General features: G+C 57.3%; 23 protein-coding genes and 5 pseudogenes. 13 read left to right on the top strand and 15 right to left on the bottom strand.

Going from position 1 to position 26,629, the window contains the following annotated elements:
- Window positions 1-6 precede the first annotated feature (6 nt).
- Window positions 7-78 (top strand): annotated as a pseudogene (locus tag CKW18_RS29825) (pyridoxamine 5'-phosphate oxidase family protein); the annotation flags it as partial.
- 149 nt (window positions 79-227) lie between these two features.
- Here CKW18_RS29825 and CKW18_RS07010 read toward each other — a convergent pair.
- The 3 genes from CKW18_RS07010 to CKW18_RS07000 all read right to left on the bottom strand — a co-directional run bounded on the left by CKW18_RS07010 (window position 228) and on the right by CKW18_RS07000 (window position 2,266).
- Entirely contained in the window at window positions 228-716 is a 489-nt protein-coding gene (locus CKW18_RS07010; RefSeq protein ID WP_095188081.1) for a GNAT family N-acetyltransferase, read from the bottom strand.
- A 323-nt stretch (window positions 717-1,039) separates the two neighbouring features.
- On the bottom strand, window positions 1,040-1,534 hold the full coding sequence (locus CKW18_RS07005; RefSeq protein ID WP_095188080.1) for a GyrI-like domain-containing protein: 495 nt from the start codon (window positions 1,532-1,534) through the stop codon (window positions 1,040-1,042).
- Window positions 1,535-1,603: 69 nt separating this feature from the next.
- Complete coding sequence (locus tag CKW18_RS07000; RefSeq protein WP_016773553.1) at window positions 1,604-2,266, bottom strand: LysE family translocator; 663 nt, start codon at window positions 2,264-2,266, stop codon at window positions 1,604-1,606.
- 153 nt (window positions 2,267-2,419) lie between these two features.
- On the opposite strand from CKW18_RS07000, the gene alaC reads away from it, so the two are divergent.
- Window positions 2,420-3,637 carry an alanine transaminase gene (gene alaC / locus CKW18_RS06995; protein WP_095188079.1) on the top strand — a complete coding sequence of 406 codons (1,218 nt, stop codon included), beginning with the start codon at window positions 2,420-2,422 and terminating at the stop codon, window positions 3,635-3,637.
- 184 nt (window positions 3,638-3,821) lie between these two features.
- Here the strand turns inward: alaC and CKW18_RS06990 are convergent, their stop codons facing one another.
- Both CKW18_RS06990 and CKW18_RS06985 read right to left on the bottom strand, forming a co-directional pair.
- Window positions 3,822-5,174, bottom strand: a complete 1,353-nt coding sequence (locus tag CKW18_RS06990) for a GntP family permease (RefSeq protein ID WP_095188078.1) — start codon at window positions 5,172-5,174, stop codon at window positions 3,822-3,824.
- Window positions 5,175-5,256: 82 nt separating this feature from the next.
- The gene (locus CKW18_RS06985; protein ID WP_095188077.1) at window positions 5,257-5,790 is read right to left on the bottom strand and encodes a gluconokinase; all 534 of its coding nucleotides are present in this window, start codon (window positions 5,788-5,790) and stop codon (window positions 5,257-5,259) included.
- 215 nt (window positions 5,791-6,005) lie between these two features.
- Between CKW18_RS06985 and CKW18_RS06980 the strand changes: the two genes are divergently transcribed.
- Window positions 6,006-7,037, top strand: a complete 1,032-nt coding sequence (locus tag CKW18_RS06980; protein ID WP_095188121.1) for a LacI family DNA-binding transcriptional regulator — start codon at window positions 6,006-6,008, stop codon at window positions 7,035-7,037.
- Window positions 7,038-7,175: 138 nt separating this feature from the next.
- Here CKW18_RS06980 and CKW18_RS06975 read toward each other — a convergent pair whose 3' ends face one another.
- A complete protein-coding gene (locus CKW18_RS06975) occupies window positions 7,176-8,048 on the bottom strand; it encodes a LysR family transcriptional regulator (protein WP_095188076.1) in 873 nt (290 codons plus the stop codon).
- Between the two features lie 123 nt (window positions 8,049-8,171).
- Between CKW18_RS06975 and CKW18_RS06970 the strand changes: the two genes are divergently transcribed.
- The 5 genes from CKW18_RS06970 to CKW18_RS30525 all read left to right on the top strand — a co-directional run bounded on the left by CKW18_RS06970 (window position 8,172) and on the right by CKW18_RS30525 (window position 11,838).
- Complete coding sequence (locus CKW18_RS06970) at window positions 8,172-8,612, top strand: PACE efflux transporter (RefSeq protein WP_095188075.1); 441 nt, start codon at window positions 8,172-8,174, stop codon at window positions 8,610-8,612.
- 126 nt (window positions 8,613-8,738) lie between these two features.
- A complete protein-coding gene (locus CKW18_RS06965; protein WP_095188074.1) occupies window positions 8,739-10,163 on the top strand; it encodes an MFS transporter in 1,425 nt (474 codons plus the stop codon).
- Between the two features lie 153 nt (window positions 10,164-10,316).
- The gene (locus CKW18_RS06960; protein ID WP_095188073.1) at window positions 10,317-10,877 is read left to right on the top strand and encodes a hypothetical protein; all 561 of its coding nucleotides are present in this window, start codon (window positions 10,317-10,319) and stop codon (window positions 10,875-10,877) included.
- A 189-nt stretch (window positions 10,878-11,066) separates the two neighbouring features.
- Complete coding sequence (locus tag CKW18_RS06955; protein WP_095188072.1) at window positions 11,067-11,447, top strand: hypothetical protein; 381 nt, start codon at window positions 11,067-11,069, stop codon at window positions 11,445-11,447.
- A gap of 223 nt (window positions 11,448-11,670) precedes the next feature.
- Window positions 11,671-11,838, top strand: a complete 168-nt coding sequence (locus CKW18_RS30525; RefSeq protein ID WP_170947226.1) for a hypothetical protein — start codon at window positions 11,671-11,673, stop codon at window positions 11,836-11,838.
- A 47-nt stretch (window positions 11,839-11,885) separates the two neighbouring features.
- On the opposite strand, the pseudogene CKW18_RS31455 reads toward CKW18_RS30525, so the two are convergent.
- From CKW18_RS31455 to CKW18_RS06945, 3 pseudogenes are all read right to left on the bottom strand, one after another.
- Window positions 11,886-12,314, bottom strand: a pseudogene (locus CKW18_RS31455) (methyl-accepting chemotaxis protein); the annotation flags it as partial.
- Window positions 12,315-12,428: 114 nt separating this feature from the next.
- Window positions 12,429-13,205, bottom strand: a pseudogene (locus tag CKW18_RS31450) (PAS domain-containing protein); the annotation flags it as partial.
- 571 nt (window positions 13,206-13,776) lie between these two features.
- A pseudogene (locus CKW18_RS06945) lies at window positions 13,777-14,060 on the bottom strand (glycine betaine ABC transporter substrate-binding protein); the annotation flags it as partial.
- Between the two features lie 162 nt (window positions 14,061-14,222).
- On the opposite strand from CKW18_RS06945, the gene CKW18_RS06940 reads away from it, so the two are divergent.
- Window positions 14,223-17,153, top strand: coding sequence for a hypothetical protein (locus CKW18_RS06940; protein ID WP_095188070.1), 2,931 nt, complete (start codon window positions 14,223-14,225; stop codon window positions 17,151-17,153).
- 290 nt (window positions 17,154-17,443) lie between these two features.
- Window positions 17,444-17,863: a GNAT family N-acetyltransferase gene (locus tag CKW18_RS06935; RefSeq protein ID WP_095188069.1), complete on the top strand. Its 420-nt coding sequence runs from the start codon at window positions 17,444-17,446 to the stop codon at window positions 17,861-17,863.
- Between the two features lie 129 nt (window positions 17,864-17,992).
- Here CKW18_RS06935 and def read toward each other — a convergent pair whose 3' ends face one another.
- From def to CKW18_RS06920, 3 genes are all read right to left on the bottom strand, one after another.
- Entirely contained in the window at window positions 17,993-18,532 is a 540-nt protein-coding gene (gene def / locus CKW18_RS06930; protein WP_095188068.1) for a peptide deformylase, read from the bottom strand.
- A gap of 2 nt (window positions 18,533-18,534) precedes the next feature.
- Window positions 18,535-19,485, bottom strand: a complete 951-nt coding sequence (locus tag CKW18_RS06925) for a YihY/virulence factor BrkB family protein (RefSeq protein WP_095188067.1) — start codon at window positions 19,483-19,485, stop codon at window positions 18,535-18,537.
- A gap of 164 nt (window positions 19,486-19,649) precedes the next feature.
- Window positions 19,650-19,841 carry a CsbD family protein gene (locus tag CKW18_RS06920; RefSeq protein WP_064588869.1) on the bottom strand — a complete coding sequence of 64 codons (192 nt, stop codon included), beginning with the start codon at window positions 19,839-19,841 and terminating at the stop codon, window positions 19,650-19,652.
- A gap of 199 nt (window positions 19,842-20,040) precedes the next feature.
- On the opposite strand from CKW18_RS06920, the gene CKW18_RS06915 reads away from it, so the two are divergent.
- The gene (locus CKW18_RS06915) at window positions 20,041-20,418 is read left to right on the top strand and encodes a hypothetical protein (protein WP_095188066.1); all 378 of its coding nucleotides are present in this window, start codon (window positions 20,041-20,043) and stop codon (window positions 20,416-20,418) included.
- Between the two features lie 284 nt (window positions 20,419-20,702).
- Here CKW18_RS06915 and CKW18_RS06910 read toward each other — a convergent pair.
- Together CKW18_RS06910 and fadD1 are read right to left on the bottom strand one after the other, a co-directional pair.
- Window positions 20,703-21,594, bottom strand: a pseudogene (locus CKW18_RS06910) (transposase domain-containing protein).
- A 104-nt stretch (window positions 21,595-21,698) separates the two neighbouring features.
- Window positions 21,699-23,396, bottom strand: a complete 1,698-nt coding sequence (gene fadD1 / locus CKW18_RS06905; RefSeq protein WP_095188065.1) for a long-chain-fatty-acid--CoA ligase FadD1 — start codon at window positions 23,394-23,396, stop codon at window positions 21,699-21,701.
- A 177-nt stretch (window positions 23,397-23,573) separates the two neighbouring features.
- Between fadD1 and CKW18_RS30520 the strand changes: the two genes are divergently transcribed.
- Window positions 23,574-23,747 (top strand): hypothetical protein, encoded by a 174-nt coding sequence (locus tag CKW18_RS30520; RefSeq protein WP_170947225.1) that lies wholly within the window; start codon window positions 23,574-23,576, stop codon window positions 23,745-23,747.
- Here the strand turns inward: CKW18_RS30520 and fadD2 are convergent.
- Window positions 23,744-25,432 carry a long-chain-fatty-acid--CoA ligase FadD2 gene (gene fadD2, locus CKW18_RS06900; protein WP_095188064.1) on the bottom strand — a complete coding sequence of 563 codons (1,689 nt, stop codon included), beginning with the start codon at window positions 25,430-25,432 and terminating at the stop codon, window positions 23,744-23,746. The two genes, CKW18_RS30520 and fadD2, sit on opposite strands and share 4 nt — an antisense overlap.
- Before the next feature lie 239 nt (window positions 25,433-25,671).
- Here fadD2 and CKW18_RS06895 point away from each other — a divergent pair, with 239 nt between their 5' ends.
- Window positions 25,672-26,616, top strand: a complete 945-nt coding sequence (locus CKW18_RS06895; protein ID WP_095188063.1) for an alpha/beta hydrolase — start codon at window positions 25,672-25,674, stop codon at window positions 26,614-26,616.
- The last annotated feature ends 13 nt before the right edge of the window (window positions 26,617-26,629 follow it).

Raw genomic sequence — 26,629 nt, 5'->3', positions numbered from 1 at the left:
GCAAGGATGATCGGCTCAATCGAAGCGCTGGAAGCGATTTACGGACTGCCCCACGAGCGGGCGGTGCGCAAACAGATCACCCTTTACTGATACATAGCCTGAACACACCACTGTTCCCCTGTGGGAGCGGGCTTGCTCGCGAAGGCGTCGTGTCAGTCAACATTTTCAGCGACTGATACACCGCCTTCGCGAGCAAGCCCGCTCCCACAGGGGTTTTGTGTTGTTGTTCAAAGGGTCAGGATCATCTCGTGCCACGCCATCCCACCATGATCGGACTCCGACGGTTTGATGTAGGCAAAACCAAACCCGGCATACAGCGGGATGTGTTTTTCCTTGCACATGAGGTGAATCGTCGCCTTGTCCATCCCGCGCATGCGTTCGATGAACTCCGCCATCAAGCGCTTGGCCAGGCCTTGGCCCTGGTAATCCGGGTGTACCACCACTGACATGATCACCACGTTCGGACCCGCCGGATCATGGCCGATCAGTTCCTTGAACGCCTCGTCGGACATCTGCACGTCGAATGCCGCGCCGGAATTGACGAAGCCTGCGACCACGCCGTCCACCTCGGACACGATAAAACCTTCCGGCCATGTCGCAATGCGCGTCGCGATCTTCTCGCGGGTGGCGGCTTCATCGCCTTCGTAGGCAACGGTTTCGATGGCGTAGCAGCGGTCCAGGTCGGCAGGCGTGACGTGGCGGATGACGGGGTTCATGGCAGCTCGGAAAACAGCGGAAAAAAGTGCGCAAAGCATAAAGGAATAAGGTGTTCATATCGATCCATACGGGCCGCGTAAAGCCTGTGTATAAGCGCTTTTCTTCCGGGTCTCGGGCAGCTATTTCTGCGGTGTGTCTCTGATCACCCGTGGGGGAAACAGCTTATGAGCAGCGTAGAGATTGGCCTGTTGATGGTGTTGGGCATCAGCACGTTCGGCTTTATCACCCTGGGCATCGACCTGTTACGGGCGCGACGTGTTGGCAAGAATAAGCGCGGTTGAAAGCATGAGGCGGATCAGTGATCCGCCTCATCGTTGCTGGCTCAGATCCTGGTATCGACCGGCACGCAGATTTCCAGCTTGCCCGTGTGCAGCTTCGGATTGAAATCGGCGCTATAGCGCTCCAGCTCCGGGGCGTTGAGTTCCACGTAGTGGGAGGTCGGCAGCCAGGTCTTGTAGATGTATTGCAGGGTCTGTGGCAATTGATCGAGCGGTCCCTTGTGCTCGAACACCGCGTACTGACGGGGCAACACTTCGACCCACTGGTACACCTTCTGGTCCAGGTCATCGAGCTTGCTGATTTCGACCCCGGCGATGTAATCGAAGCCGCCATTGCCGTCGAAGTTGCTGCACACCCCATAGGTCACTTCGTTTTTTTGTCCCTGTATCTTTCCCAGATGCGGCAAGAACTTTTCCCACAGCGCGGGGATGTCTTTCGCAGTGTCTTGGCTAAATCGACCACGAAATCCTGCAATCAGCAGGAAGTGTCCATGTTCGAAGCGAGGTTCAGCCACTTCGACGCGGGTTTGCTCATCCATGACTCGACTCCTGCAACAAAATAGGGGGTTCGGCTGGTGAGTATAGAAAGCCCAATGCGATTCGCACGGTTACAGCGAATGCAACTGCTCGACGGCACCTGAGCCGACAAACTCGTTGTAGCCTGAAACAATCACGTACACCGCGAAATAGCAGAAGATCGCTGCAGATGCCAGGTAGGAATAGCGCAATAGCTTGTCGCCCAGCAGCTTGCCACCGTGGCTCGCTGCAAAGCACAAACCAGCCGACCACAACAACCCGGCGCATAGGAACCCACCAAGAAACAGCGCCGAACTCAAAGGCCCGCCGCCACCGGAACGGGCGATCAGCGTTCCACCCACCGCCGCGAACCAGAGAATCGCGCTCGGCGAGGACATGGCCAGAAAGATACCGCGAAAGAACTCCTTGCGATGAGAGTTCTGGCCGACCTCAGCCGTCTCTGCCAACAGCGCCTCGTGGTGAATCGCCGAGTAAATCATCTTCGCCGCAAAGTAGATCAGCAGCGCCGACCCGCCGATCCACAGGACCCAGCGCACGGTTTCGTATTGCAGCAAAACGGTCATCCCGGCCAGCGCCAGCACCGCGTAAATCAGGTCGCCGACACAGGTGCCGAGGCCCAGCGCGAAGCCTTGAAAATAACCGCGCTGCATCGCCAACGTGATCATGGCAATGTTAGCCACGCCGATATCGAGGCACAGCGAAAGGCTCAGCAAGAAGCCGCTGGTGAATTCCATCTACCGATTTCCTTGGGAAAAATTCGTTTAACGATTGTTTGAACACCGGGGGCTGGACAGTCTGCCATCACTGCCCTTATCTTCGCCAACAGGTCACCGCAGTGACCAGCGTCGCTCGGACGGTTCCGGGCGCTTACGTTATCCGAGGCAACAATGGCCGAACAAGGTTCGCCGCGCCGCTTTGCGCGCATAGATCGACTCCCCCCTTACGTTTTCAACATCACCGCCGAGCTGAAAATGGCCGCCAGGCGTCGTGGTGAAGACATCATCGACTTGAGCATGGGCAACCCCGACGGGGCCACGCCGCCGCACATTGTCGAAAAACTCGTACAAGTCGCTCAACGCGAAGACACCCACGGTTACTCCACGTCCAAGGGCATTCCGCGCCTGCGCCGGGCGATTTCCAACTGGTACAAGCAACGCTACGAAGTCGACATCGACCCGGAAAGCGAAGCCATCGTCACCATCGGCTCCAAGGAAGGCCTGGCGCACTTGATGCTGGCCACGCTGGATCAGGGCGACACCGTGCTGGTGCCGAACCCGAGCTATCCGATTCACATCTACGGCGCGGTGATTGCCGGCGCCCAGGTGCGATCGGTGCCGCTGGTGCCTGGCGTGGACTTCTTCGCCGAGCTTGAGCGTGCTATTCGCGGTTCGATCCCCAAGCCGAAGATGATGATCCTCGGCTTCCCGTCTAACCCCACCGCGCAATGCGTGGAGCTGGACTTCTTCGAACGGGTAATCGCCCTCGCCAAGCAGTACGACGTACTGGTAATCCACGACCTGGCCTACGCCGACATCGTCTACGACGGCTGGAAAGCCCCGTCGATCATGCAAGTGCCGGGCGCCAAAGACATTGCGGTGGAGTTCTTCACCCTGTCCAAGAGCTACAACATGGCCGGCTGGCGCATCGGTTTCATGGTCGGTAATCCGGAGCTGGTCAACGCTCTGGCGCGGATCAAGAGTTACCACGACTACGGCACGTTCACCCCGCTGCAAGTGGCGGCGATTGCCGCGCTGGAAGGCGATCAGCAATGCGTGCGCGACATCGCCGAGCAGTACCGGCAGCGGCGTAATGTGCTGGTCAAAGGTCTGCATGAGTTGGGCTGGATGGTCGAAAATCCGAAGGCGTCGATGTATGTCTGGGCGAAGATTCCTGAGGCTTACGCCCATCTGGGTTCGCTGGAGTTCGCCAAGAAACTGCTGGCCGAAGCCAAAGTCTGCGTCTCGCCGGGGGTCGGCTTTGGTGAGTACGGCGACGATCACGTGCGCTTCGCGCTGATCGAAAACCAGGACCGGATTCGTCAGGCGGTACGCGGTATTCGCGGGATGTTCCGGGCGGATGGGCTGGTCCCGAAAACTACCGCCTAACGCCTATCCCCCTGTGGGAGCGGGCTTGCTCGCGAAGGCGTAGTGTCAGCCGATATCAATGTTGACTGACCCACCGCTTTCGCGAGCAAGCCCGCTCCCACAGGGGATTTGTGTTCAGCCGTGAAATCACACTCCACAAAAAAACCGCATCGCTGCGGTTTTTTTGTGCCTGCGAAAGCGCCGCTTAAACGAACATCGACAACAACAGGATAAAGCCCAACGCGACCACCGAGAGGATGGTTTCCATCGCCGTCCAGGTCTTGAACGTCTCAGCCACGGTCATGTTGAAGTACTGCTTCACCAGCCAGAAACCGGCGTCGTTGACGTGGGACAGGATCAGCGAACCGGCCCCCGTGGCCAGTACCAGCAGCTCACGGTTGACGCCCGGGATCATGCCGACCACTGGCACCACGATGCCTGCACCGGTAATGGTCGCCACGGTAGCCGAACCGGTGGCAATACGAATCACCGCTGCCACCAGCCAGGCCAACAGAATCGGCGAGATCTGCGCGCTGACCGCCATGTGGCCGATCACATCGCCCACGCCGCTGGTGACCAGCATTTGCTTGAAGCCACCGCCGGCACCGATGATCAGGATGATCGCCGCGGTTGGCGCCAGGCTCGCATCGAGCCACTTGAGCATTTGGTTGGAGCCGATGCCCTGCTTGTAGCCGAAGGTGTACAGCGACAGCAGCAACGCCAGCAGCAACGCCGAGATCGGGTGACCGATCATGTCCATCCAGGTGCGGAAGAAGTTACCGTCCGGCAGCGCCACGTCAGCAAAGGTTTTCAGCAGCATCAGGAACACCGGCAGCAGTACGGTGATCAGGGTGATGCTGAAGCTCGGCAGAACGGCGGAATCGTTTTCACGGGCCAGTTGATCGACCAGTTCCTGATTCGGGTGACCCGGAATGTGCTTGGCGATGAACGTACCGAAGATCGGGCCGGCAATGATGGCGGTCGGCAACGCGACGATCAGACCGTACAGAATGGTCTTGCCGATATCAGCGCCGAACACGCCGATGGCCAGCAGCGGGCCCGGGTGCGGTGGCACCAGACCGTGTACCGCCGACAGGCCGGCCAGCAGCGGAATACCGATCTTGATGATCGACACGCCGGTGCGACGGGCAACGATGAACACCAGCGGAATCAGCAATACGAAGCCGATTTCGAAGAACAGCGGGATGCCGACGAGGAACGCGGCGAACATCATCGCCCACTGGACTTTGTCCTTGCCGAACGCGCGAATCAGGGTCTGGGCGATCTGATCCGCCCCGCCCGACTCGGCCATCATTTTGCCGAGCATGGTGCCCAGCGCGAGGATGATGCCGACGAAACCGAGCACGCCACCGAAGCCGTCCTGGAACGCCTTGATGATGGTGCCGATCGGCATGCCGGAGGTCAGACCGAGGAACGCGGCGGCGATGGTCAGGGCAATGAACGGGTGAATCTTGAATTTGGTGATCAGGATGATAAGTCCGATCACCGTAACCACTGCATCGAGCAGCAGGTAGGCGTCGTGGGACATGCCAAACATGGGGGGTGTCTCCTGGCTTGTTGTTGTTATTAAAGCGGGTTAATCAGAAGTCGTGATGACAGCGCTATCTGCATGAACACACTCATACCGCCTGTTTCAGGCCATTGGCCTGCCACCAGACGTGAGCCTGTGCAGCGAGTTCTTCAACGCTGTGGATCGATGCATTCAGCGCCAGGGTCAACGGCTCGCCCTTGGGCGATTCGAGGGTGGCGAACTGGCTTTCAATCAACGTCGCTGGCATGAAATGGCCCGGGCGGTGCGATACACGCTCGGCGGCGACTTCAGGGGTCAGCTCAAGAAACACAAAGCCCAGGCCTGGCAAGGCACTGCGCAGCACTTCGCGATAGCTGTGTTTGAGGGCCGAGCAGGTCAGCACCGGGCGCTGACCTGTGGCATCGACGCGACGCAGTTCATCGCACAGGCTGTCGAGCCAGCCGGCACGGTCGTCGTCGTTCAGGGGGATCCCCGCGCTCATCTTTTCGATGTTCGCGGCCGGATGAAAAGTATCGCCTTCAATGGCAGTGGCGCCGCTCAATTGGCACAAGGCCTCGCTGACGCACGTCTTGCCGCAACCGGCAACGCCCATGATGACCAGGGCGGTGATGGGATGACTCATATAACACCTCAGCGCGCAGACAGCGCTACCTTTGCTAGCTATGACTCTAGTGCACAGGCAGAAGTTGCCGACGCCTTCTTGTCGTTTTTTTGGGTTGCAGCAGGTTTGTTCCCAACGCCAAAAAGCGAAGATCAGGCAGGACCTCGCTTACGCATTTACAGCTGCATCAGGACAGCGCTACCTTAGTGCCTTGATTTTTGTTTGGCAAGCCGTCGATGACCACCCCTAAAAACGATAAAAATACCCGCACCACCGGCCGTCCCACCCTTAATGAAGTTGCCCGCCTGGCCGGGGTCAGTCCGATTACCGCTTCTCGCGCCTTGCGCGGGGTCAGCACCGTGGCCACGGAGCTTGTGGAAAAAGTCCAGAAAGCTGCCCTGGAACTCAACTACGTGGTCAACCCTGCCGCCCGCGCCCTGGCCTCAGCGCAGAGCCATTCGGTGGTGGTTTTAGTGCCTTCGCTATCCAACCTGTTGTTCATCGATACCCTGGAAGCCATCCATCGGGTGCTGACGCCCAAGGGCTTCGAAGTGCTGATCGGCAACTTCCACTATTCGCGTGATGAAGAAGAAAAACTGCTGCGCAACTACATGGCGTATCAGCCACGCGGCTTCCTGCTGACCGGGTTTGATCGCACTGAAAGTTCGCGGCGAATGATCGAGGCCAGCAACATTCCCTGCGTGTACATGATGGAGCTGGACAGCGCCGCCGGGGTGAACTGCGTCGGTTTCTCGCAACTCAGTGCCGGTGAAACGGCGGCCGAGCATTTGCTGTCCCGTGGGCGCAAGCGTCTGGCCTACATCGGTGCGCAGCTTGATCAGCGCACGTTGTTGCGCGGTGAAGGTTTTCGCAAAGCGTTGCAGAAGGCTGGGCGTTATGACCCGGACCTGGAAGTGCTGACGCCGCGCTCCTCGTCGGTGGGTCTGGGCGGCGAGTTGTTTTTGCAATTGCTCGCGGCGCATCCGGATGTCGATGCGATCTTTTTTGGTAACGACGACCTGGCGCAGGGTGCTTTGCTGGAGGCCTTGCGCAACGGCATCAGGATTCCGGAGCAGGTAGCGATTCTGGGCTTCAACGACTTGCCGATGTCCGAGCACATGGTGCCGCGCCTGAGCAGCATCAACACCCCGCGTGAAGCAATCGGCCGACGCGCGGCGGAGCAGATGCTGACGTTGATGGCCGGCAACAGCGTGGCGCGCCCGGTGGAGGACATGGGCTTCGAACTGAAGATCCGCGAAAGTACCTGACCCCCACAGATTCAAAGTTGAAACACCATCCCTGTGGGAGCGAGCCTGCTCGCGAAAGCGGTGTGTCAGATAAGCATGTGCCGAGTGAAACGACGCTTTCGCGAGCAGGCTCGCTCCCACACTGGATCTTCACAGACGCTAATGGCTGAGTAAGTCAACCAGCGCCAAGGCACCCTTCTGCAATGGCTGGCTTTTGAGCCACACCGCATGCACCGGCAGCACCAGTCCATTCTCGATATTGCGGAAATTCAGTCGCTTCAAGCGTCCGCTGTCCAGCCACGGCTGCACCACCGACAGCGGAAAATTGCCCCAGCCCAATCCCGCCTCGACCATCTCCATCGCCGTTTCCAGCGTATCGGTGCGCCAGTGGGATTCAGCCACCAAAGGCCGAGTCTCGCTGATCGGCAAGTCGCGGCTGGCGACGAAGATCTGCCGAACATGCACCAAGTCTTCAAGAAACAGATCCTGCCCCTGCAACAACGGACTGTCCGCCGCCAGCGTGGCGATCATGCGTTCGTTGCCGACAAACTGAAACCGCTCCAGCACGTTCACGCTCAACCCGGCGAACGCCAGGCACACGCTGACGCGGCCGCTGTGCAACATCGCCAACACGTCATCCTGCGGCGCGGTCAGCACTTCGATGTCGAGCAGCGGATGACGCTGGGCAATCACCCTGATCGCCGCCAGCAAGCGGCTTCGGTCAATATCCGCGACCACACCAATCGACAATTTGCTCTCCAGCCCCAACGACAATTCAACCGCGTGCACCTGCAGTTGCTTCAGCTGTTCGGCGATCAACCGCGCATGCGGCACCAATGACAAGGCCATCGCCGTCGGTTGTGGCTCGCGATGGCTGCGGTCGAACAGCGGATAGCCCAGTTCGGCCTCAAGATTACCGATGGCCATGCTCACGGCCGAGGGGACTTTGCCCAAGGCCCGAGCGGCGGCGGAAAACGAACCACGCTCGATCACCGCGAGAAACAGTTCGATGCTGTCGCTGTTGAAATTCAAAGGATCAACCTATCAATAAATATGAAAACTACTGACTTTTTCTGTCAGGTCTATTGAAGCTATCTTTCGTCGCCTTGGCCAGCTCTGTTGGCAAATCGAATTCAAAGAAAGAGGCAAATCCGCATGCAAGGCGTTAAACGCAAACTGGTCTACGTGTCGCTTTATGAAGTGATCGGCATGACCTTCTCCGCCCTCGGTCTGGCGCTGTTGTCGGGTACATCGCCGGGCAGCACCGGGCCGCTGGCGGTGATCATCACCACCATCGCGGTGACCTGGAACTTCATTTACACAACCCTGTTCGAGCACTGGGAAAGTCGCCAGAAGTCGCGCACCCGCACGGTCAAACGGCGGATCGCCCACGCCGTCGGGTTTCAACTGACGTTGATCGTGTTCCTGATTCCGTTGATCGCGTGGTGGATGAACATCAGCCTGGTGCAGGCATTTCTGCTGGATCTGGCGCTGATCATTTTCATCCCGTGCTACACGTTTGCCTTCAACTGGCTATTTGATCGCGTGTTCGGTTTGCCGGCCTCGGCACTGCCGGATACAGCTGCGGCGGCATAAATCGTCAATTCGTAAACAGATATTGCGAGAAATCAGCGGTTTACCCGAGTAAACCGCTGTTATTCACAATCCGTGAACTCCGATAGCAGGCTAAGCTTTTCCATCAATAAAAAATGGATCAGCCCCATGACTGCTCACGCCCCCACCGTCGCGCCAAGCGACGGCATCGACCCGATACGCGCCGCCGAGGTTTCCGCCCGCATCGACCGCCTCCCGGCGGTCGCAACGATCTGGCAACTGGTGGCGCTGCTGTCGATCGGTGGATTCTTCGAACTCTACGACCTGTTCCAGACTGCCTACATCAGCCCCGGTCTGATCCGCGACGGGATTTTCGCCACCGGTAGTCAGGGTGTGTTCGGGTTTTCCGATCAGGCGGCGTTTGCCTCGGCAACCTTCCTCGGCCTGTTCATCGGCGCGAGCATGCTCAGCCCGTTGGCAGATCGTTTTGGCCGGCGCGCAATCTTCACCTTCGCGCTGGTCTGGTACACCGTTGCCACCGTGCTGATGGGCACTCAGAGTTCGGCGCTGGGGATCATCTGCATGCGCTTTCTGGTGGGCATCGGTCTGGGTATCGAACTGGTGACCATCGACGCTTACCTCTCGGAACTGGTGCCCAAACGTATGCGCAGTTCGGCATTTGCCTTCGCATTTTTCATACAGTTTTTGTCGGTGCCGGCGGTGGCGCTGATGTCGTGGTGGCTGGTGCCGCAAGCGCCATTCGGCGTCTCCGGGTGGCGCTGGGTGGTATTGGCCAGTGCGGTGTTTGCGCTGTTTATCTGGTGGCTGCGCAAGCGTCTGCCGGAGTCGCCGCGCTGGCTGGCGCAACACGGCCGCTTTGATGAGGCCAATCGGATTCTCGACAACATCGAAGCACGTTGCGAGAAGGATCACGGCAAACCGCTCGACGCCCCTGAAACGGTCCCGGTCGACGTCGAAGGCAAGGGCCGTTTCGCCGACATCTGGCAACCACCCTATCGTCGTCGCGCGTTGATGCTGATCGTGTTTCACGTCTTTCAGGCCATCGGTTTCTTCGGTTTCGGCAACTGGTTGCCGGCGCTGCTTTCCGGCCAGGGCGTGAGCGTCACCCACAGCCTGATGTACGCCTTCATCATCACCCTCGCCTACCCGCTCGGGCCGTTGCTGTTCGTGAAGTTCGCCAACCGTTTCGAAAACAAATGGCAAATTGTCGGCTCGGCCCTCGGCGCCATGACCTTCGGCACCTTGTTCGCTTTGCAAACCAGCGCGCTCGGGCTGATCTTTTGCGGGGTGATGATCACCTTCTGCAATGCCTGGCTGAGCTTCAGTTATCACTCGTATCAGAGCGAACTGTTCCCGACCAACATCCGCGCCCGCGCTGTCGGCTTCTGCTATTCGTTCAGCCGTTTGTCGACGGTGTTCAGCAGCCTGTTGATCGGCATGTTTCTCGACAACTTCGGCACACCCGGGGTGTTGGCGTTTATCGTCAGCAGCATGCTCATCGTGATGCTGACCATTGGCTGCTTCGGGCCGCGCACACGTAATCTCGCACTGGAAAACATTGCCCATCGCTGATGAACGACGGTCATCCACTGCCGCCGAACGGCAAGGGATGACCGCTTCTCACCACCGCGAGTGCTCATTCCCCCCCGAAATACAGGGCTTTGGACTCAAGGCACGGTTATTGCTGACCTACGTCAGTCAGCAATTATCCAAGGTCCAATCATCATGTTGGTCAGTGCCAAGCAAGCGCAAATAATCCACTTGCCCAAGCGGCTCGCAGAGGATGCCACCGCCACGGCCGCCGCCGGTTTGCAGAGCGGCCTGCACGGCGCCATGTTGCAATCGCTGCAGAATCAGACGCAGCTGCAATCCACCGATGCCAGCGCCAAGGTGCAGGAGTCGGCGACGCAAATCGCCACCCAGCAAGTCGCCGAAGCCACGCGCATCAGCGACAACGTCGACGAGGCATTCGCCAAGACCCGTGTCGGTCTGCAAACCACCGATATCTCCGATGCCACCCAGACCACCGGCACCTCGGCCACCGATGCCTTCAAGGACTACATGAGCAAATCGCCGGAACAGCGTATGCGCGACAGTATCCTCAAAGACCTGGGGATTACCGAAGAAGACATCCGCAACATGCCGCCGGCGCAACAACTGGCCATCGGCAAAGAGATCGCCCAGCGCATGCAGGACAAGATGCAACTGGCGCAGGCGGAAAAAGAAAACGTCAATGACGTCAAGGTGAGTGACAAGTTGGCGGACACGTTTCTCGCGGCGCTTTGATCACGCCATTGCAACAGGGTCCACCGCGACCCTGTATGCCTGTGTACTTTGTGGAACTATACGACCACTCATCGGAAACAGCACAATACCTGTCAGATATGACAGTAGATCTTTTGCAAAGAATCCCTGTTCAATGGGTCGTGATCACCCACGTGGTCACAGACTTGAAACTATGAACAGGAGTTCATCATGAGTAACAGTCCCTTCACAGGTGAATGCAACGTCAGCTCCACTTATAACGACGAGCCCTACGGGGAAGACCTGTCCACAAAGGATGTTTCCTTTACCAAAAACTACATCCAGGCGACCAAATCCTCGAGGTTTTTACAAGTTCTTCACTCCCCTTCACTTGATGAAAACGATCATGAACTGGAGGTCGGTCCAGATAAGGAAACGCAAGTTAAGTATCGTACCAACCATGGAGGCATTGATCGTATCTACGACGTGGTTGGATCGGTAGAACTAACAATCAGGACGAATGCGCGGAGCGGTAAATTTAAAGGGAAATACTATGACAACTGGGGACGGGTGCTTAGTATCCAAGGCGTTTTTGATGTCACGTTGACGTAATATCGAGATCCGCTGCCTTGAACAAGGGCATGGAGTGTCGCCCTTGTTCAGGTGCAGGATAAAGCGCATGGGCCAGGTTGCGATTTTCAACAGCCCGTTCGTCGCGAAACATCCTGCACCTGTAATTTCTGACAGTAGACGGTATGCCTTGCATGAAAGAGCATGGAATCGCGCGTGCAGCGATATGGGCGGGCGATGACAATCATCTGCAAGGAAGAAGAATATGAATGAGGACCTGGAAAGCAAAATCGAGAGCGCTACAGGACATTTCGCCCTGTTCGTGAATGAGAATAACCAAGGCGAACAGACTGTTCCAACCGGCTGTCTTCTATTGGCGTTTAATTCCGAATATACGTATGTATTAGGGCGTATCAATATCTCCAACTCCTGAACTCAGCAATTGCCCCTCAAGTTAGAGGGGCCATTACCCTGAGACACTCAATTCAACTGCAGCGTCTCATTAAACTGACTGATCGCATCCACCACATGCCGCGATCCCTGTTGAATCTCCAGAATCACCTCCCCCGCCTCGTTCGCCAATTCGACGCCAAGGCCCGTTCGGCTCAGACTTGATTGCATGCTCGACACCGCGCTCAAGGACAAGTCATGGTTCTTGCGCACCACCTCGACAATCTCCAGCGTCGCCTGACTGGTGCGCGCCGCGAGGCTGCGCACCTCATCCGCGACCACGGCGAACCCGCGTCCATGCTCACCGGCCCGCGCTGCTTCGATGGCGGCGTTGAGCGCCAGCAGGTTGGTCTGATCGGCAATGCCGCGGATGGTCTGGACGATGGTGCCGATGATGTCCGACTGTTTGCTGACCGCATCGATGCTGACGGCCGCTTCGTTGAGATCGCGGGAGATGTCCTGAATGATCTGCACCGTTTGCTGCACGACCTGTGAGCCTTTTTGCGCGCAGGCGTCATTTTGTACCGACGTGCTGTGGGCCGATTCCGCAGCGTTCTGCAACGTGGTCATTTGATGGGTGATGTCGCTGGCGAACTTGACCACTTTGTACAAGCGGCCCTTGGTGTCGAACAACGGGTTGTAGGAGGCCTCCAGATAGACCATCTGCCCGGATTTGTTCTTGCGTTCGAATCGGTGCGAGTGATATTCGCCGCGATTGAGCGAAGCCCAGAATGCCTTGTACTGCGCTGACTCGGATTCCGAACGGTGGCAAAACAGGCTGTGGTGATGCCCGACGATTTCGTTGAGCGAGTACTGCATGGTATTCAGGAAGTTTTCGTTGGCGGTAATCACATTGCCTTCAGGGGTGAACTCGATCACCGCCATCGAACGACTGATCGCCGCGAGCATGCTTTCCTCTTCGTGTTCCTTGTTAACCCGGGCGGAAATGTCCGAAGCCACTTTGATCACGCTTTTGATTTGTTTGTCCGGGCCGTACACGGGCATGTAACTGGCCTCGAGCCAGATCTCTTTGCCGCTTTTGTTCAAGCGTAAAAAGGTCCCGCTGATGGGTTCGCCACGGGCCAGGTCACGCCACAATCTGGCGTACTCCTCACTGCGGTAGAACGCCTCTTCGCAAAAGATCCGATGATGCTTGCCGCGCACTTCTTCAGCGCCGTAGCCCATGGTTTTGCAGAAGTTTTCATTGGCATCGAGAACAATGCCTTCGGGGGTGAATTCGATCATCGCCATCGAACGACTGATCGCGGCCAATTTGGCGTTGGCCTCGGTCAAGGCACAGCTGAATCGCTCGATTTCCTGCAGATCAGCCTTGTGATGTAGGTTGAACATGGTTGTATCACCTTCAGCGCGGTCTTTTGATTTGATGAAAGTTCAGGTCTTTCAGAATCCACCACTACGTTCCTTGGAACAGGCACACGCATGCCTCCAAAGGGAGGCGTTGTCAGGTGATAAATGATGGTCAATCGGAGCGTCCATGCCGCAACGCTCTAATCAAGACATCCTTCTCTTGATAGCCCGCACGCGGGCCAACCCTAACGTGTTGAAGAACTTCCATTTAGATGACGCTCCTTGTTGGTTCAGTGTCGGTGCCTTGGATTGCGCACTCTGGCAGCATGGATCACGGACTAACCGACCGGCAGTGACATGACGGTCGACATGGTTAGTTAGCTGTCAGCATAGCCAGCGCAAAGCCTTGCGCAAGGCCACTAGTCGGCCAGTATCTGGCACTTTTTGCACAAGAATCGGTTCAGCGCAGCGATATGTTGTCTGGGCGAATGCCATCGCGGGCAAGCCCGCTCCCACAGGGTTGTGCGCCGTGTTCAAACTAACGCAATACCTGTGGGAGCGGGCTTGCCCGCGATGACGGTAGACCAGGCACTACAAAAACAGCAGAAATGCCTTACAAGCTGCCGCTCACCTTGGTAGCCACTTCCGTTGGCAACCAAGGCTTCCATATCTGTGGCTGATCGCGCAGAAATGCTTCGGCCACCGCTCGTGGTTGCTGGCGTTTTTCACTCATCTTCGCCAGCGTCTGGTTGAGCAGATCAATCGGCAGATCGACTTTCTCGAAGAAGCTCACCAGCTCCGGGTACTGCGCCTTGAACGGCGCCGACACGCCAATCGCAGGCTCGCCGGTATCGAACGGGTGCCTTTGGGGTTGGGATTGTTGCCATCGGCAAGGGTCAGCAATCTTGCAGATTTATTTGGAAAGCGCCCCAAGCGCAGACGCCGTTCGTCGGAACTGTAATTTCTGACAGTGGCCAAGCTCAACGGTCCGAGCGCCTGATGATCGCCACGCCAGCGCTCGCTGACGTCCTTAGACATGCCTTAAAAAGGAGCCAGGACATGACACTACACATACCAGCGGAAACCGCCCTGTATTCACTCATCGCCTTTAACACCCTGGACGCATCCGCTTCGACAGCACTTACACCGCCAAAATTTGCCGGTGCCATCGAAAATGTGGTTGACGCTGACTTCGGCCTAGGCAACGTTCAGGTTGAGATGGGGGCTTTATGTGCCATCGATCCTTGGCCGAACATGGAAACCTTTGACTTTGTCGAATTGTTCTTCACCGACCAGAATCGCGCCGACGCTTACAAACAGATCGGCGAGGCGGACAAGAACCAGCGGATTCTATTGACCATTCCACGCTCTTTTTTCCTCTCGAAAACCTACGAAAACGTCCACTATCGAATCCGTCGTCACAGCGGTAACCTGGAAAACTCCCCGCCGCAAAAGGCGCTGGTGTTGCTGAGACACCCCGGTGGCCGTGACCAGAACGCCGACCCCATCAGCCACTCGGAGCTGCATCAGCAACTGGAACCGGAGGTGGCTGAACGCGGGATCGATGCCGAGCGCGCCAAGGCCGGCACATGGGTCACGATCAAGCCTTACACCTACCTGCGGGTGCGCGACGAAATCGAATTGAAATGGGGCACCGAATCCATTCGCCATCTGGTCACTCGAGAGCAGGCAGAGTCGCCGGCCAGCAATCCGATCAGGATTTTCGTCAGCCGCACCGTCATCGAGAATGCTGGCAGTGCAGCCAAATTGCCGGTCATGTTCCAGCCCATTGACGAGGCCAAAAATCGGCCCGATCCAAACGGCCCCTGGTCAACGCCGTCTTATGTGGATGTCGATCTGGACGACTCGAAACTGCCCGAGCCTTTCGTTGAAGACGCGGATTACCACACCTGTGAAATAGATCTCCTGGGTTTGAATGGTCGGGATGTAAAGGTTGAAGTGCAAACCAGCCGACAGAACTATGTACCGGGCAATATCATCCATTTGTCCTGGGCCGGTGAAACCGTAGAGGGCACATCGATTAAGCAGACCTTCGAGATTCCCGTCACGGCCCCAGGCAGGACTTATGAAGCATTTGTCGCCTATGACAACGTCAAGGAGATCCCCTACGGCAGAGCCATCGTTTCGTATGAGGTGCAGACCAACAACGGCCGCCTGTACTCGAAAAAAACCATCGTGCGCATCGCCGGCAAGCTCAATGCTTTGCTCGCTCCGTCGATCGATAAGGCCAATGGCAATTACCTGCCGCTGAATCTTGAGCGGGCCACGGTGACGATTCCGAGTTACCCCGGACGTGCGTCCAATGATCAGGTGATTCTGTTTATCAACGCCGTCCGGCCCGGCGGCGGTACCGAACTCTATGAAGATGCACGTCTGGTCGGCGTCCTGCCACCCGGCATGCCGATCACCCGACTGGTCCAAGGGCCGGATCTCGACCGTTTTGCCGGACTGAGTGTGACCGTCACCTACGAGGTGCATACCAACGTGGTGCAGATCTCCGATCCGTTGCACCTGAGGATGGGCGAACCGAGAAAAAACCTGCCGGCGCCTATTCTGGAAGGCACCACCGACGACAACGTGTTCGACCCGGCGCCCGATCGCGAAGTGATCTATCACATCCGATTGATTCTGACCAACACCAAGGATCAAGGCAGTTGGTATTTCCAGGGCTTCAGCCGTGAAGGCAGCACACAAGGGACGTTCGAACTGACGCCAGGCTCGGCGGCACGCGCTATTCGCATTCCGCTATCCCGCCACTTCGTCGAGCTCAATCTGGACCACACCGTAAAGCTGTTTTACAACCTGCGGCGTGACGGCGTGGAGATGTACTCCGAATATCGCGAAGTGCGCATCGGCAGCCCATTGCCCAGCCTGCTTGAACCGAGCGTTGTCGAGGCGCCCAATGGTTTGCTCGATCCGAATCGTTATCAGGACGGTTTTACCGTGCGTGTCGTGACGACAGCGTTCAAGCCAGAGGACACGATCGAACTGACGATTCTCGGCCGTCCGGGCGACGGTTCGACGGTTCCCGAGCGCAAGTCAGTCAACGGTCAGGCATACGTGGATTTCAGCATCCTGGCGGGCATTACCGGGGCCAACCTGAAGCAGGTGGTGAAGGTCAGCTACAAAGTAATTCGTCTGGGACAGGAGACGCCTTCCAAAACGCTGGACCTGAGCATTGGCGAGTTGCTGCAACAAAGCATGCCGACACCGTTGATCGAAGGTTTCACTGGCGCCGAACTGCAGATCGGTACCATCAAGGACGACACCAAAGTGTTGTGTGACAGATGGCCGTTCCAGCGTTCGGGGCTGCCAGTGTGGTTGAGTTATGTGGAAACCCGCACCGACGGAACTTCACGGACCAAGGATCAGTGGGTGGGAGCGGCACACGATCAGGGTGCGGGGCTGACTTACACGACTGAGGTGCAATGGTTGCGCGAGTGCCGGGCCGATTCGAAAGTGGCGATCGTGTTGAAGGTGGGGTTGTTCAGGGAGGCTGCGTTGGTTGATGCAGTGGAGTGTCAGGCCAGGGTTTATAGCGTGCAGGCCGGGCTGGACAAGTTGACGACGTTCGACCGGTTCAATTGGGATGGGTGGGTTCCTCATCCCTCCTACCCTTCGCAAATCGTTTTGGAACAAGGTGAGTATTTCGTGCAGTCGACCAACGGCTGGAACTACTTGATATTCAATAAGAGCTACGATGACATCGAAATCGGTGAGGTGTATGAACTCAGCTTTAAATATCAGTGTCGGGTTGCATCTGTTTTGTACATAGTTAGAGACGGCGTTGTCATTCACAACGCAACCATTCCTGCATCAAATATATGGAGAACCCATTCAGTCACGTTTCCGTCAAAAAATACGCCGCCTGCGTCACCAATGGCACTTTATTTCCAGTTTGGTTTAGCGCAGGGGCAGGCCGTTGGTAGTTCGAGGATAGATGATATCCGTCTGAGATATGTGCCCTGAGCACATAGACCCGCTCTCTTGATGATCATTCCGGGCTTCCCGGTATGATCATCAAGAAGGCGACAAACACGCCCATTTCAATGCCCGAAAATATCGACCTTCTTGGTCTTCTTCTCCGCACGTTTCTCAATCGCAGTCTTGGCCGGTTTCTTCTTCGCGGCTTTCTTTGAATCCATACCTTTGGACATGATGCGTACTCCACTCACAGGGGATGTGAGGTCAGGTATACACCTATCCCGAGGCGCACGTTCTTTTATAATCGCCGCTTTGCCCACCGACAGTCCGATCCCATGACCGATACCCGATACACCCTGCTCGACGCGTCTTTGTGGCCGTTGATGAACAAGTTTTACCGCAGCCATCAATCGTCGATGAAAGCCGTGCGCGAAGCGCAATTGTGGGTGGCGCGCCGTGGCGACATTGTTGCTGCGTTGTGTTTGCGGCCGGTGGCGGGTGGGCATTGGTTGACCGGGTTGTTTGTTGATCCGGGGTGTCGTGAACAGGGGATTGCGGCGCAGTTGATCGCTGAGGCGGTGAAGGGTGTGACGGCGCCGGTGTGGCTGTTCTGTCATCCGGATCTGCGCGAGTTTTATGAACGGCGCGGGTTCACGTTCGACCCGGCGCTGCCGCAAGCGATGGCAGAGCGATTGAGCCGGTATGCGCGGAGCAAGCCGATGATTGCGATGGAACTGATTCCCGCTCAATTCTGATATGCAATGCAAAACCAATGTGGGAGCGAGCCTGCTCGCGAAAGCGGTGAATCAGTCACAGAATCTGTCACTGATATTGCGCATTCGCGAGCAGGCTCGCTCCCACAGGGATATGTGCTGGGTCTTAGATCAATCGTCTGCTGTCGGATCAAGATCCGGGAACATCACTTCGGTAAAACCGAACTTGCTGAAATCGCTGATGCGTGACGGATACAGCCGGCCGATCAGATGATCGCACTCGTGCTGTACCACCCGCGCGTGAAAGCCCGAGGCCACCCGCACAATCGGCTGACCTTTCGGATCAAAACCCTCGTAGCGAATCTGCTGATAACGCTCCACTGCGCCTCGTAAGCCCGGCACGGACAAGCAACCTTCAAAGCCCTCTTCCATCAACGGACTCAACGGCGTGATCAGCGGGTTGATCAGAATCGTCTGCGGCACGGCTTCGGCGTCTGGGTAACGCTCGCTGTGCTCGAAACCGAAGATCACCAGTTGCAGGTCGACGCCGATCTGCGGCGCGGCCAGGCCGACGCCGCCAACGCTTTCCATGGTCTGGAACATGTCATCGATCAGTTGCCACAGCTCGGGGCTGTCGAACATCTCCGGCGGTACAGGCGGGGCAACGCGCAGCAGGCGCTCGTCGCCCATTTTCAGAATTTCACGAATCATGTTCAGGCTTCGTCAGTGTCCGGCTTGAGCGAATGATCGCGGCCCAGGCCCGAGACGTGTTGTTTGGGATGTTCGTCGAGTTCGCCGGGGACTTTTTCACCGGCATCCTTGCCCTCGCTGGACATGTGCTCGATCACCGCATTCATCTCCGCGCCGAGCAACAGCACCGCTGCGGAGATGTAGAAGTACAGCAGCAGCACGATGATCGCACCGATGCTGCCATACATCGCGTTGTAGTTGGCGAAGGTTTTCACGTAGAACGCGAACCCCAAGGACGCAATGATCCACACCACCACGGCCAACACCGAACCCGGGGTGATGAAGCGGAATTCCTGTTTGACGTCGGGCATGACGTAGTAGATCAGTGCCACGGCAACCATCATCAGAATCACGATGACCGGCCAGCGCGCGATCGTCCATAGGGTGACGATGAAATCTTCCAGCCCCACCTGCGCGGCAATCCAGCCCATCACCTGAGGCCCGAGCACCATCAGCGCAGCAGCCACCAGCAACATGCCAGCGATGCCGACGGTGTAGAAAATCGACAGCGGAAAGCGCTTCCAGATCGGGCGCCCCTCGACCACGTCGTAGGCAGCATTCATTGCACTCATCATCAAGCGCACACCGGCAGAGGCGGTGTACAAGGCGATGACGATACCCACCGAGAGCAAGCCGCCCTTGGACTGCTGCAACTGATCGATTACCGGGTTGACCTGCTCCAGCGCCTGGGGTGGCAGCACCAGTTCCGATTGCAGGCGCAGCCAGGAGAAGAAGTCCGGCAGGTGCAGGAAACCGATCAGGGCAATCAGAAACAGAATGAACGGGAACAGCGAGAACAGCATCTGGTAAGCCAGTGCCGAGGCATAAGTCGACATTTCGTCGTCGACGAATTCGGTGACCGTGCGCACCATCACCCGATGCAGGGGCAGACCTTTCATGTCCGGAAAAATCATTCGCGTCTCCTTTCGCCGCAATACAGGTTGAAGTCGTGGCGACTCAGGGGCCGTTTTTTACATCACGTTAGCCTACTTGGCGACCATTGGTGGATGTCAGCAGGTATTTGACACAAAAACGGCCATCCTTGGATGGCCGCTTCTGCTTTTCGTTCAAGGCGCGATTACGCCTTGTCGATGGTTTTCTTCACTGCGTCTTTGGCTTTGCCGACGGCTTGCTGGGCTTCGCCTTTTTTCTCTTGAACCTTGCCTTCGGTCTGCAGCTTGGTGTTGTCGGTGGCTTTACCGACGCCTTGCTTGATGTTGCCGACCGCTTCGTTGGCCATGCCTTTTACTTTATCGCCTGTGCTACTCATGGTGTTTCTCCTTGGTGCAATTAGGGGGAAAAGTCAGTACGTAATGATTGACCGGCCCGGTTTGCGCCAAGTTTCATTTTTTTTCAGGCGTTCATTTCGTCGCAGTGTGCAGGTTGGGCTTTATGTTTGTCGGCGTTGCCTTGAGAATGCGCTCCATATGGGCGCCACGCGCCAGATAACCGATCCCCGCAGGAATGTTATGAAACTCGATAAAAAGCAGGCCATCGCCCGTCGAAACCAGGAACTGGGCGGCGCTGTGCTCGGCTCCAACAACTGCCACTTCGCCGAACTGAACCGCAATCGCAACATCTGGTGGTTCGACCTGCCGGTGACGCGCCTGGCCGTCGGTCAATACGAGTGGATTCACCTGCTGATGCATACGCCAGCCACTGACGAATTGCTGCACTTGAAAGTGCCGACGGTGTTTCTGCGTGAAAAGCTGGAAGGCCTGGTGATTCGTAACGAGGGCAAGCGCAAGGCGGCGTTGAGCCTGGAATTGAGCGCGGACAAGGATTCGTATCTGCAGGACATGCGTCCGGCCGGCACCAACGTGAATTTCGCGCCGTTCCGTCAGTAACAGAAAAGCTTCGCGAGCAAGCCCGCTCCCACATTCATCCGCGTTCCTCCAGTTGGAATACAGTCAAATGTGGGAGCAACTGTCTTACCCCGCCATCCGCCGTCCTCCAGTTGGAATACATTCAAAATTTGGGAACAGGCTTGCTCGCGCCTACATTCATCCGCTCTCCTCCAGTTGGAATACAGTCAAATGTGGGAGCGGGCTTGCTCGCGAACGCGGTCTCACAAGCACTACAAATCGACAGCCTGCTCCAACAAAAAGCCCCGCATCTGCGGTAATGCTGTTCACTTAAGCGGAGCAGCCTTACGGTCCACCGGAAACCGGGTTTTTGAAATCTTCACCGTCCTTGGCCTCGAAGGCCTTGGGCGGTGATCCAGAAACAGCCCGCCAACGCCTTTTCTAAGTTCCGCCAACCGTCTACCCGTCGCTGAAACAGGATTGGCCGCTGCCATCACGATCAACTGCACGGCGATGTACTGGCAAGCCGGCTTGAAACGGATGTCCGACGGCGCTCGACCAAACGCGACTGCTGCCTGACTTGCCTCCCGACGAATCACGTTGTAAGCCAGCAACAACCCCCACACTTCCTGGTAGATCAGATCGACCTTTTTGCTGCGCCCCAGTGTGTAGGAAGAGTCGGATTTCGCTTTCTGGCTTGCGGCGACACTTTCATACGCACCAAACGATCATGCTCGTTGTAACGGGCTACCTCCTCGCAAACCAATCCCTTTTTTGCCGGAATCAGCCAATGACGGTGACTGCCGTCGCCGCTCAGGCTGAGCATGAGATCGGCGCTCCAGAACCCTTTATCGAACAGCGTCACGGAGTGGTCGGGGATCTGCTGCAAAAACTCATCGGCCAGACGCATTTCGCTGCGTCGGTAAGGGCTAAGCTGTGCATCCAGGATCAGGTGTGAACGCACACTCATCAGCGCCACCAGGCGCAGATGTTCAAACGTCGGGCAACCTCATGAACCGGCTCGTCACGAAACAGTGCCATGCCGAGCACCAGCCAAAGCACTTGATCAGCGGGCAATCGCCGTCGGCGAATGGTGGCCTGGCTGGACAGATCCAGCGCAGACGCGACCCACTCGATGGGAATATTTTGAGTGAATGTGCTCAAGTCACAGAAGTTGAAAAGGTCGCCGAGGTCGAGCAAGTCCTGTTGAACAGACATAAAAAATCCGATGCCAGAGATCTGACATCGGATTTTCGAAGAAGCCCGGCGAGGATTCAAATGCTTAAGTGAACAGCATTACCGCATCTGCGGGGCTTTTTGTTTTAAGCGGCGTTCTTGGCCTTGATCTTCTTCAGCTCTTCGTCGCGCAATTCACGACGCAGGATCTTGCCGACGTTGGTGGTCGGCAGTGCATCGCGGAATTCCACCGAGCGCGGCACCTTGTAGCCGGTGACGTTGGCGCGCATATGCTCCATCACGGTTTCCTTGGTCAGCGTCACGCCCGGTTTGACGACGATGAAAATCTTGATCGCCTCGCCCGACTTCTCGTCCGGCACACCGATGGCCGCGCACTGCAACACGCCCGGCAGGGTCGCCAGCACGTCCTCCAGTTCGTTGGGGTAAACGTTGAAACCGGAGACCAGAATCATGTCCTTCTTGCGGTCAACAATGCGCATGTAGCCGTCAGGCTGGATCAGCGCGATATCACCGGTCTTCAGCCAGCCGTCGCTGTCGAGCATTTCGTCGGTGGCTTCCTGACGCTGCCAGTAACCCTTCATCACTTGCGGGCCCTTGACGCACAGTTCGCCGATTTCACCCAGCGGCTGCTCGACACCGGCATCGTCGATGACTTTGCACAGGGTCGATGGCACGGGAATACCGATGGTGCCAATCTGGATGTTCTGAATCGGGTTGACCGTGGCCACCGGGCTGGTTTCGGTCATGCCGTAACCTTCGCAGATGGCGCAGCCCGTCACGGCTTTCCAGCGCTCGGCTGCGGCCAGTTGCAGGGCCATGCCGCCGGACAAGGTGACCTTCAGCGCCGAGAAATCCAGCTTGCGGAAGCCTTCGTTGTTGCACAGCGCGACGAACAGCGTGTTCAGGCCGACGAAACCACTGAACTTCCACTTCGACAGTTCCTTGACCATCGCCGGCAGGTCGCGCGGGTTGCTGATCAGGATGTTGTGATTGCCGATCAGCATCATCGCCATGCAATGAAAGGTGAACGCATAGATGTGATAAAGCGGCAGCGGCGTGATCAGGATTTCGCAACCTTCATTGAGGTTGGAGCCCATCAGCGCCTTGCACTGCAGCATGTTGGCCACGAGGTTGCGGTGGGTCAGCATCGCGCCTTTGGCAACGCCTGTGGTGCCGCCGGTGTATTGCAGCACCGCAACGTCACCGCTGTCCGGGTTGGCCTCTGCCACCGGCTGGCCCTGGCCCTTGCTCAGCACGTCATTGAACTTGACGGCTTTGGGCAGGTGATAGGTCGGCACCATCTTCTTCACATATTTGATGACGCTGTTGATCAGCAGACGCTTGATCGGCGGCAGCAGGTCGGCGACTTCGGTGACGATGATGTGTTTGACGCCGGTTTTCGGCACGACGGCTTCAGCCAGGTGCGCCATGTTCGCCAGGCACACCAGCGCCTTGGCACCGGAGTCGTTGAATTGGTGTTCCATTTCCCGCGCGGTGTACAGCGGGTTAGTGTTGACCACGATCAACCCGGCGCGGATCGCACCGAAGACGGCCACCGGGTACTGCAGAACGTTGGGCAGCTGCACGGCGATTCGATCACCGGGCTGCAAATCGGTATGCTGTTGCAGATACGCGGCAAACGCACCAGACAATTCGTACAACTCACCGTAGGTGATTGTCTTGCCCAGGTTGCTGAAAGCCGGTTTGTTGGCGAAGCGTTGGCAGGATTGCTTCAACACTGCCTGAATGTTCGGATACTCGTCCGGATTGATCTCGGCAGCAATTCCAGCCGGGTATTTATCCTTCCAAAAGTCTTCGATCATGGAAGCCCACTCCTCAGCAACGCGAATTCTTCACCGCATTTGATGCGATTATTATTGGTGTGTGTTTTGTATTGGTGAATCTGGCTTTACAGAGGCCGAGACGTCACAAAGCGCGCCGAGAGTAGCAGCTTTGCCGAGGGTCGACCAGAGCCAAAAGTGGCCCGAACAGTCACATTTATGACTCAAGACTTGCCAGCAGTCATTTTAGAGCAAAAATCCTATATCACCCTGAAACGCCTGATTTTCCGGGCCTACAAAGCAAAAGATCGCAGCTGGCAGCAGCGCCTACATTGGAATGCGTTTCCTGTAGGCGCTGCCGCAGGCTGCGATCTTTTCGCTTCTAATCCTTAGGCGATATCGCGCAACTCGCGCCGCAGAATCTTGCCGACCGGCGTCATCGGCAACGACTCACGCAATACGATGTGCTTGGGCACTTTGTAGGCGGTGAAGTTTTCTTTGCAGTAAGCCTTCAGCTCTTCAAGGCTCACGCCGCTTTCCCGCGCCACTACAAACAGCTTCACCGCCTCGCCCGAACGCTCGTCCGGCACGCCGATCACCGCGCAGTTGGCGACTTTCGGGTGGGCCATGACCACGTCTTCGATTTCGTTGGGGTACACGTTGAAACCGGAGACGATGATCATGTCCTTTTTGCGATCGACGATGCGCACAAAACCATCCGGGTCAATCACTGCGATGTCGCCGGATTTGAACCAGCCCTCGGCGTCCAGCACTTCGGCGGTGGCTTCAGGTTTTTGCCAGTAGCCCTTCATGATCTGCGGGCCTTTGATGCACAGCTCGCCACGTTCACCCAGCGGCTGCTCGACGCCATCATCATTGATGACTTTGAGCAGCGTCCCCGGCACTGGCAGGCCAACCGTGCCCAGACGCGATTGATCGCCATACGGATTGGTGCAGGCCACCGGCGAGGTTTCGGTCAGGCCATAGCCTTCAGTGATACGGCAACCGGTGATCTGCTCCCAACGCTCGGCCGTGGCTTTGACCAACGCTGTGCCGCCGGAGTTGGTGAGTTTCAACGTGGAGAAATCCAGGGTCTTGAAGTCCGGGTGATCCATCAGCGCGACAAACAGGGTGTTAAGCCCCAGCAGTGCGGAAAACTTCCAGTTCTTGAGCTCCTTGATGAACCCGGCAATGTCACGCGGGTTGGTGATCAGCACGTTATGGTTGCCCGAGACCATCATGCACATGCAATTCGCGGTGAAGGCATAGATGTGGTACAGCGGCAGTGGCGCGATCATCACCTCCTGCCCTTCGCGCAACAGCGGCTGCCCATCCGGGCCCAACTGTGCAAGGCAGGCACGTACTTGCTGCATGTTCGCCACCAGATTGCCGTGGGTGAGCATTGCCCCTTTGGCCAGCCCGGTGGTGCCGCCGGTGTACTGCAACACCGCGATGTCGTCGAGGCCGACCTTCAGCGGCTTGATGCCCAGGCCCCGGCCCATGCGTAACGCGCTCTTGAAGGAGATCGCCTGGGGCAGCGAATACTCGGGCACCATTTTCTTCACTTTGCTGACCACTGTATTGACCAGCCAGCCCTTGGCGGTGGGCATCAGGTCGCCCATCTTCGCCTCGATCAGGTATTGAATATCGGTGTCGGCCAGCACTTCCTGGACTTTCTGACCGAACATGTTCAGATACACCAGCGCCCGCGCGCCGGAGTCCTTGAACTGATGGCGCATCTCTCGCGCGGTGTACAGCGGATTGGTGTTGACCACGATCAGCCCGGCGCGCAACGCACCGAACACGGCAATCGGGTAATGCAGCACGTTAGGCATCTGCACCGCGATGCGATCCCCAGGTACCAGATCGGTATGTGCTTGCAGATAACCGGCAAAGGCGGCGCTCTGGCGTTCGAGTTCGGCGTAAGTCAGGGTGACGCCCATGTTGCTGAACGCGGGGCGATCGGCGAACTTCTTGCAGGAACGCTCAAACACTTCGATCACCGACTTGAACTCACCCATGTCGATGTCCAGCGGTACGCCGGCCGGGCGTTTGTCATTCCAGAAATCAGGTTGCATTGTTCTTGTCCTCTTTACCTGAGCCGATCCGGGGCCGCGTTTCTGTCATTTCTCCTTCATGCATTGAAAGCAGAAAGCAAAACGCGGAGCTTCACGGACACTAGCAGTTATGGCCATTGAGGCAAATATGGGCGATGTCGTCATTGATCGTGTGAATCTTCACGCCGTGGCGTGGGCTGATCGGACGACAAGCGACAGATGCGCTATACAATGCTTCGACCCATAGCAAAGGAATCGCCATGATCCACCAAACCCTATGGCTGGACGCCAGTGACCGCAGCCGCCTCTTCGTCAATCAGTGGTTGCCGGCCGCGCCGTTGAAAGCGGTGATTCTGCTGGCCCATGGCATGGCGGAACACAGCGGCCGCTACGCGCGGTTGGCCGACACGTTTTGCGACAAAGGTTACGGTGTGTACGCCCCGGATTTGCGTGGACATGGCAGAACCGCCGACAACGGTACCCTCGGGCATTTCGCCGACGACGACGGTTGGTGCAAAGTCGTCGGTGACCTGGCCAGTCTTAATCAATACATCGGCCAGCAGCATCCCGGCGTCCCCATCATCCTGCTCGGCCACAGCATGGGCAGCTACCTTGCTCAAGGTTATCTGCTGCATCACAGCGCCAGCCTGCACGGGGCGATTCTCAGTGGTTCGAACTTTCAACCGGTGGCGCTCTACGGTGCTGCGCGACAGATCGCTCGCCTGGAGAAACTGCGCCAAGGCGACAAGGGACGCAGCGCGTTGATCGAGTGGTTGTCGTTCGGCTCGTTCAACAAAAAATTCAAACCGGTGCGCACCCCGTTCGACTGGCTCAGCCGCGATCCGGTCGAAGTCGACAAATATGCCAATGACCCGCTGTGCGGTTTTCGCTGCACCAATCAACTGTGGATCGACTTGCTCGGCGGCTTGCAGCAGATCAGCAAAGCGTCCACTCTCGCCCAGATTGCCCCGGGCCTGCCGCTGCTGGTGATCGGCGGCGAATGTGATCCGGTGAGCGAAGGCAAGCGTCTGACAGATCTGGCCAATGCCTTGCGCACGGCCGGCAGCCAGAACCTGCAACTGAAGATCTACCCGCAGGCGCGGCACGAATTGTTCAACGAAACCAACCGCGACGAAGTGATCGCCGATGTGCTGACCTGGATCGACCAGGCCCTGAGCCATCCCCGCCCTCACCGCAGCGAATAACTTTTTGTGGATT

The sequence above is a fragment of the Pseudomonas sp. Irchel 3E19 genome (assembly GCF_900187585.1).
GTDB lineage: Bacteria > Pseudomonadota > Gammaproteobacteria > Pseudomonadales > Pseudomonadaceae > Aquipseudomonas > Aquipseudomonas baetica.
The sequence above is the reverse complement of the archived record's forward strand: the minus strand, read 5'-3'. Positions and strand labels throughout refer to the sequence as shown.

Bases quoted from the DNA above. Each gene is read 5' to 3' on its own strand.
- CKW18_RS07010 (WP_095188081.1), bottom strand. From the start codon at position 716: ATGAACCCCGTCATCCGCCACGTCACGCCTGCCGACCTGGACCGCTGC.
- CKW18_RS07005 (WP_095188080.1), bottom strand. From the start codon at position 1,534: ATGGATGAGCAAACCCGCGTCGAAGTGGCTGAACCTCGCTTCGAACAT.
- CKW18_RS07000 (WP_016773553.1), bottom strand. From the start codon at position 2,266: ATGGAATTCACCAGCGGCTTCTTGCTGAGCCTTTCGCTGTGCCTCGAT.
- alaC (WP_095188079.1), top strand. From the start codon at position 2,420: ATGGCCGAACAAGGTTCGCCGCGCCGCTTTGCGCGCATAGATCGACTC.
- CKW18_RS06990 (WP_095188078.1), bottom strand. From the start codon at position 5,174: ATGTTTGGCATGTCCCACGACGCCTACCTGCTGCTCGATGCAGTGGTT.
- CKW18_RS06985 (WP_095188077.1), bottom strand. From the start codon at position 5,790: ATGAGTCATCCCATCACCGCCCTGGTCATCATGGGCGTTGCCGGTTGC.
- CKW18_RS06980 (WP_095188121.1), top strand. From the start codon at position 6,006: ATGACCACCCCTAAAAACGATAAAAATACCCGCACCACCGGCCGTCCC.
- CKW18_RS06970 (WP_095188075.1), top strand. From the start codon at position 8,172: ATGCAAGGCGTTAAACGCAAACTGGTCTACGTGTCGCTTTATGAAGTG.
- CKW18_RS06965 (WP_095188074.1), top strand. From the start codon at position 8,739: ATGACTGCTCACGCCCCCACCGTCGCGCCAAGCGACGGCATCGACCCG.
- CKW18_RS06960 (WP_095188073.1), top strand. From the start codon at position 10,317: ATGTTGGTCAGTGCCAAGCAAGCGCAAATAATCCACTTGCCCAAGCGG.
- CKW18_RS06955 (WP_095188072.1), top strand. From the start codon at position 11,067: ATGAGTAACAGTCCCTTCACAGGTGAATGCAACGTCAGCTCCACTTAT.
- CKW18_RS30525 (WP_170947226.1), top strand. From the start codon at position 11,671: ATGAATGAGGACCTGGAAAGCAAAATCGAGAGCGCTACAGGACATTTC.
- CKW18_RS06940 (WP_095188070.1), top strand. From the start codon at position 14,223: ATGACACTACACATACCAGCGGAAACCGCCCTGTATTCACTCATCGCC.
- CKW18_RS06935 (WP_095188069.1), top strand. From the start codon at position 17,444: ATGACCGATACCCGATACACCCTGCTCGACGCGTCTTTGTGGCCGTTG.
- def (WP_095188068.1), bottom strand. From the start codon at position 18,532: ATGATTCGTGAAATTCTGAAAATGGGCGACGAGCGCCTGCTGCGCGTT.
- CKW18_RS06925 (WP_095188067.1), bottom strand. From the start codon at position 19,485: ATGATTTTTCCGGACATGAAAGGTCTGCCCCTGCATCGGGTGATGGTG.
- CKW18_RS06920 (WP_064588869.1), bottom strand. From the start codon at position 19,841: ATGAGTAGCACAGGCGATAAAGTAAAAGGCATGGCCAACGAAGCGGTC.
- CKW18_RS06915 (WP_095188066.1), top strand. From the start codon at position 20,041: ATGAAACTCGATAAAAAGCAGGCCATCGCCCGTCGAAACCAGGAACTG.
- fadD1 (WP_095188065.1), bottom strand. From the start codon at position 23,396: ATGATCGAAGACTTTTGGAAGGATAAATACCCGGCTGGAATTGCTGCC.
- CKW18_RS30520 (WP_170947225.1), top strand. From the start codon at position 23,574: ATGACTCAAGACTTGCCAGCAGTCATTTTAGAGCAAAAATCCTATATC.
- fadD2 (WP_095188064.1), bottom strand. From the start codon at position 25,432: ATGCAACCTGATTTCTGGAATGACAAACGCCCGGCCGGCGTACCGCTG.
- CKW18_RS06895 (WP_095188063.1), top strand. From the start codon at position 25,672: ATGATCCACCAAACCCTATGGCTGGACGCCAGTGACCGCAGCCGCCTC.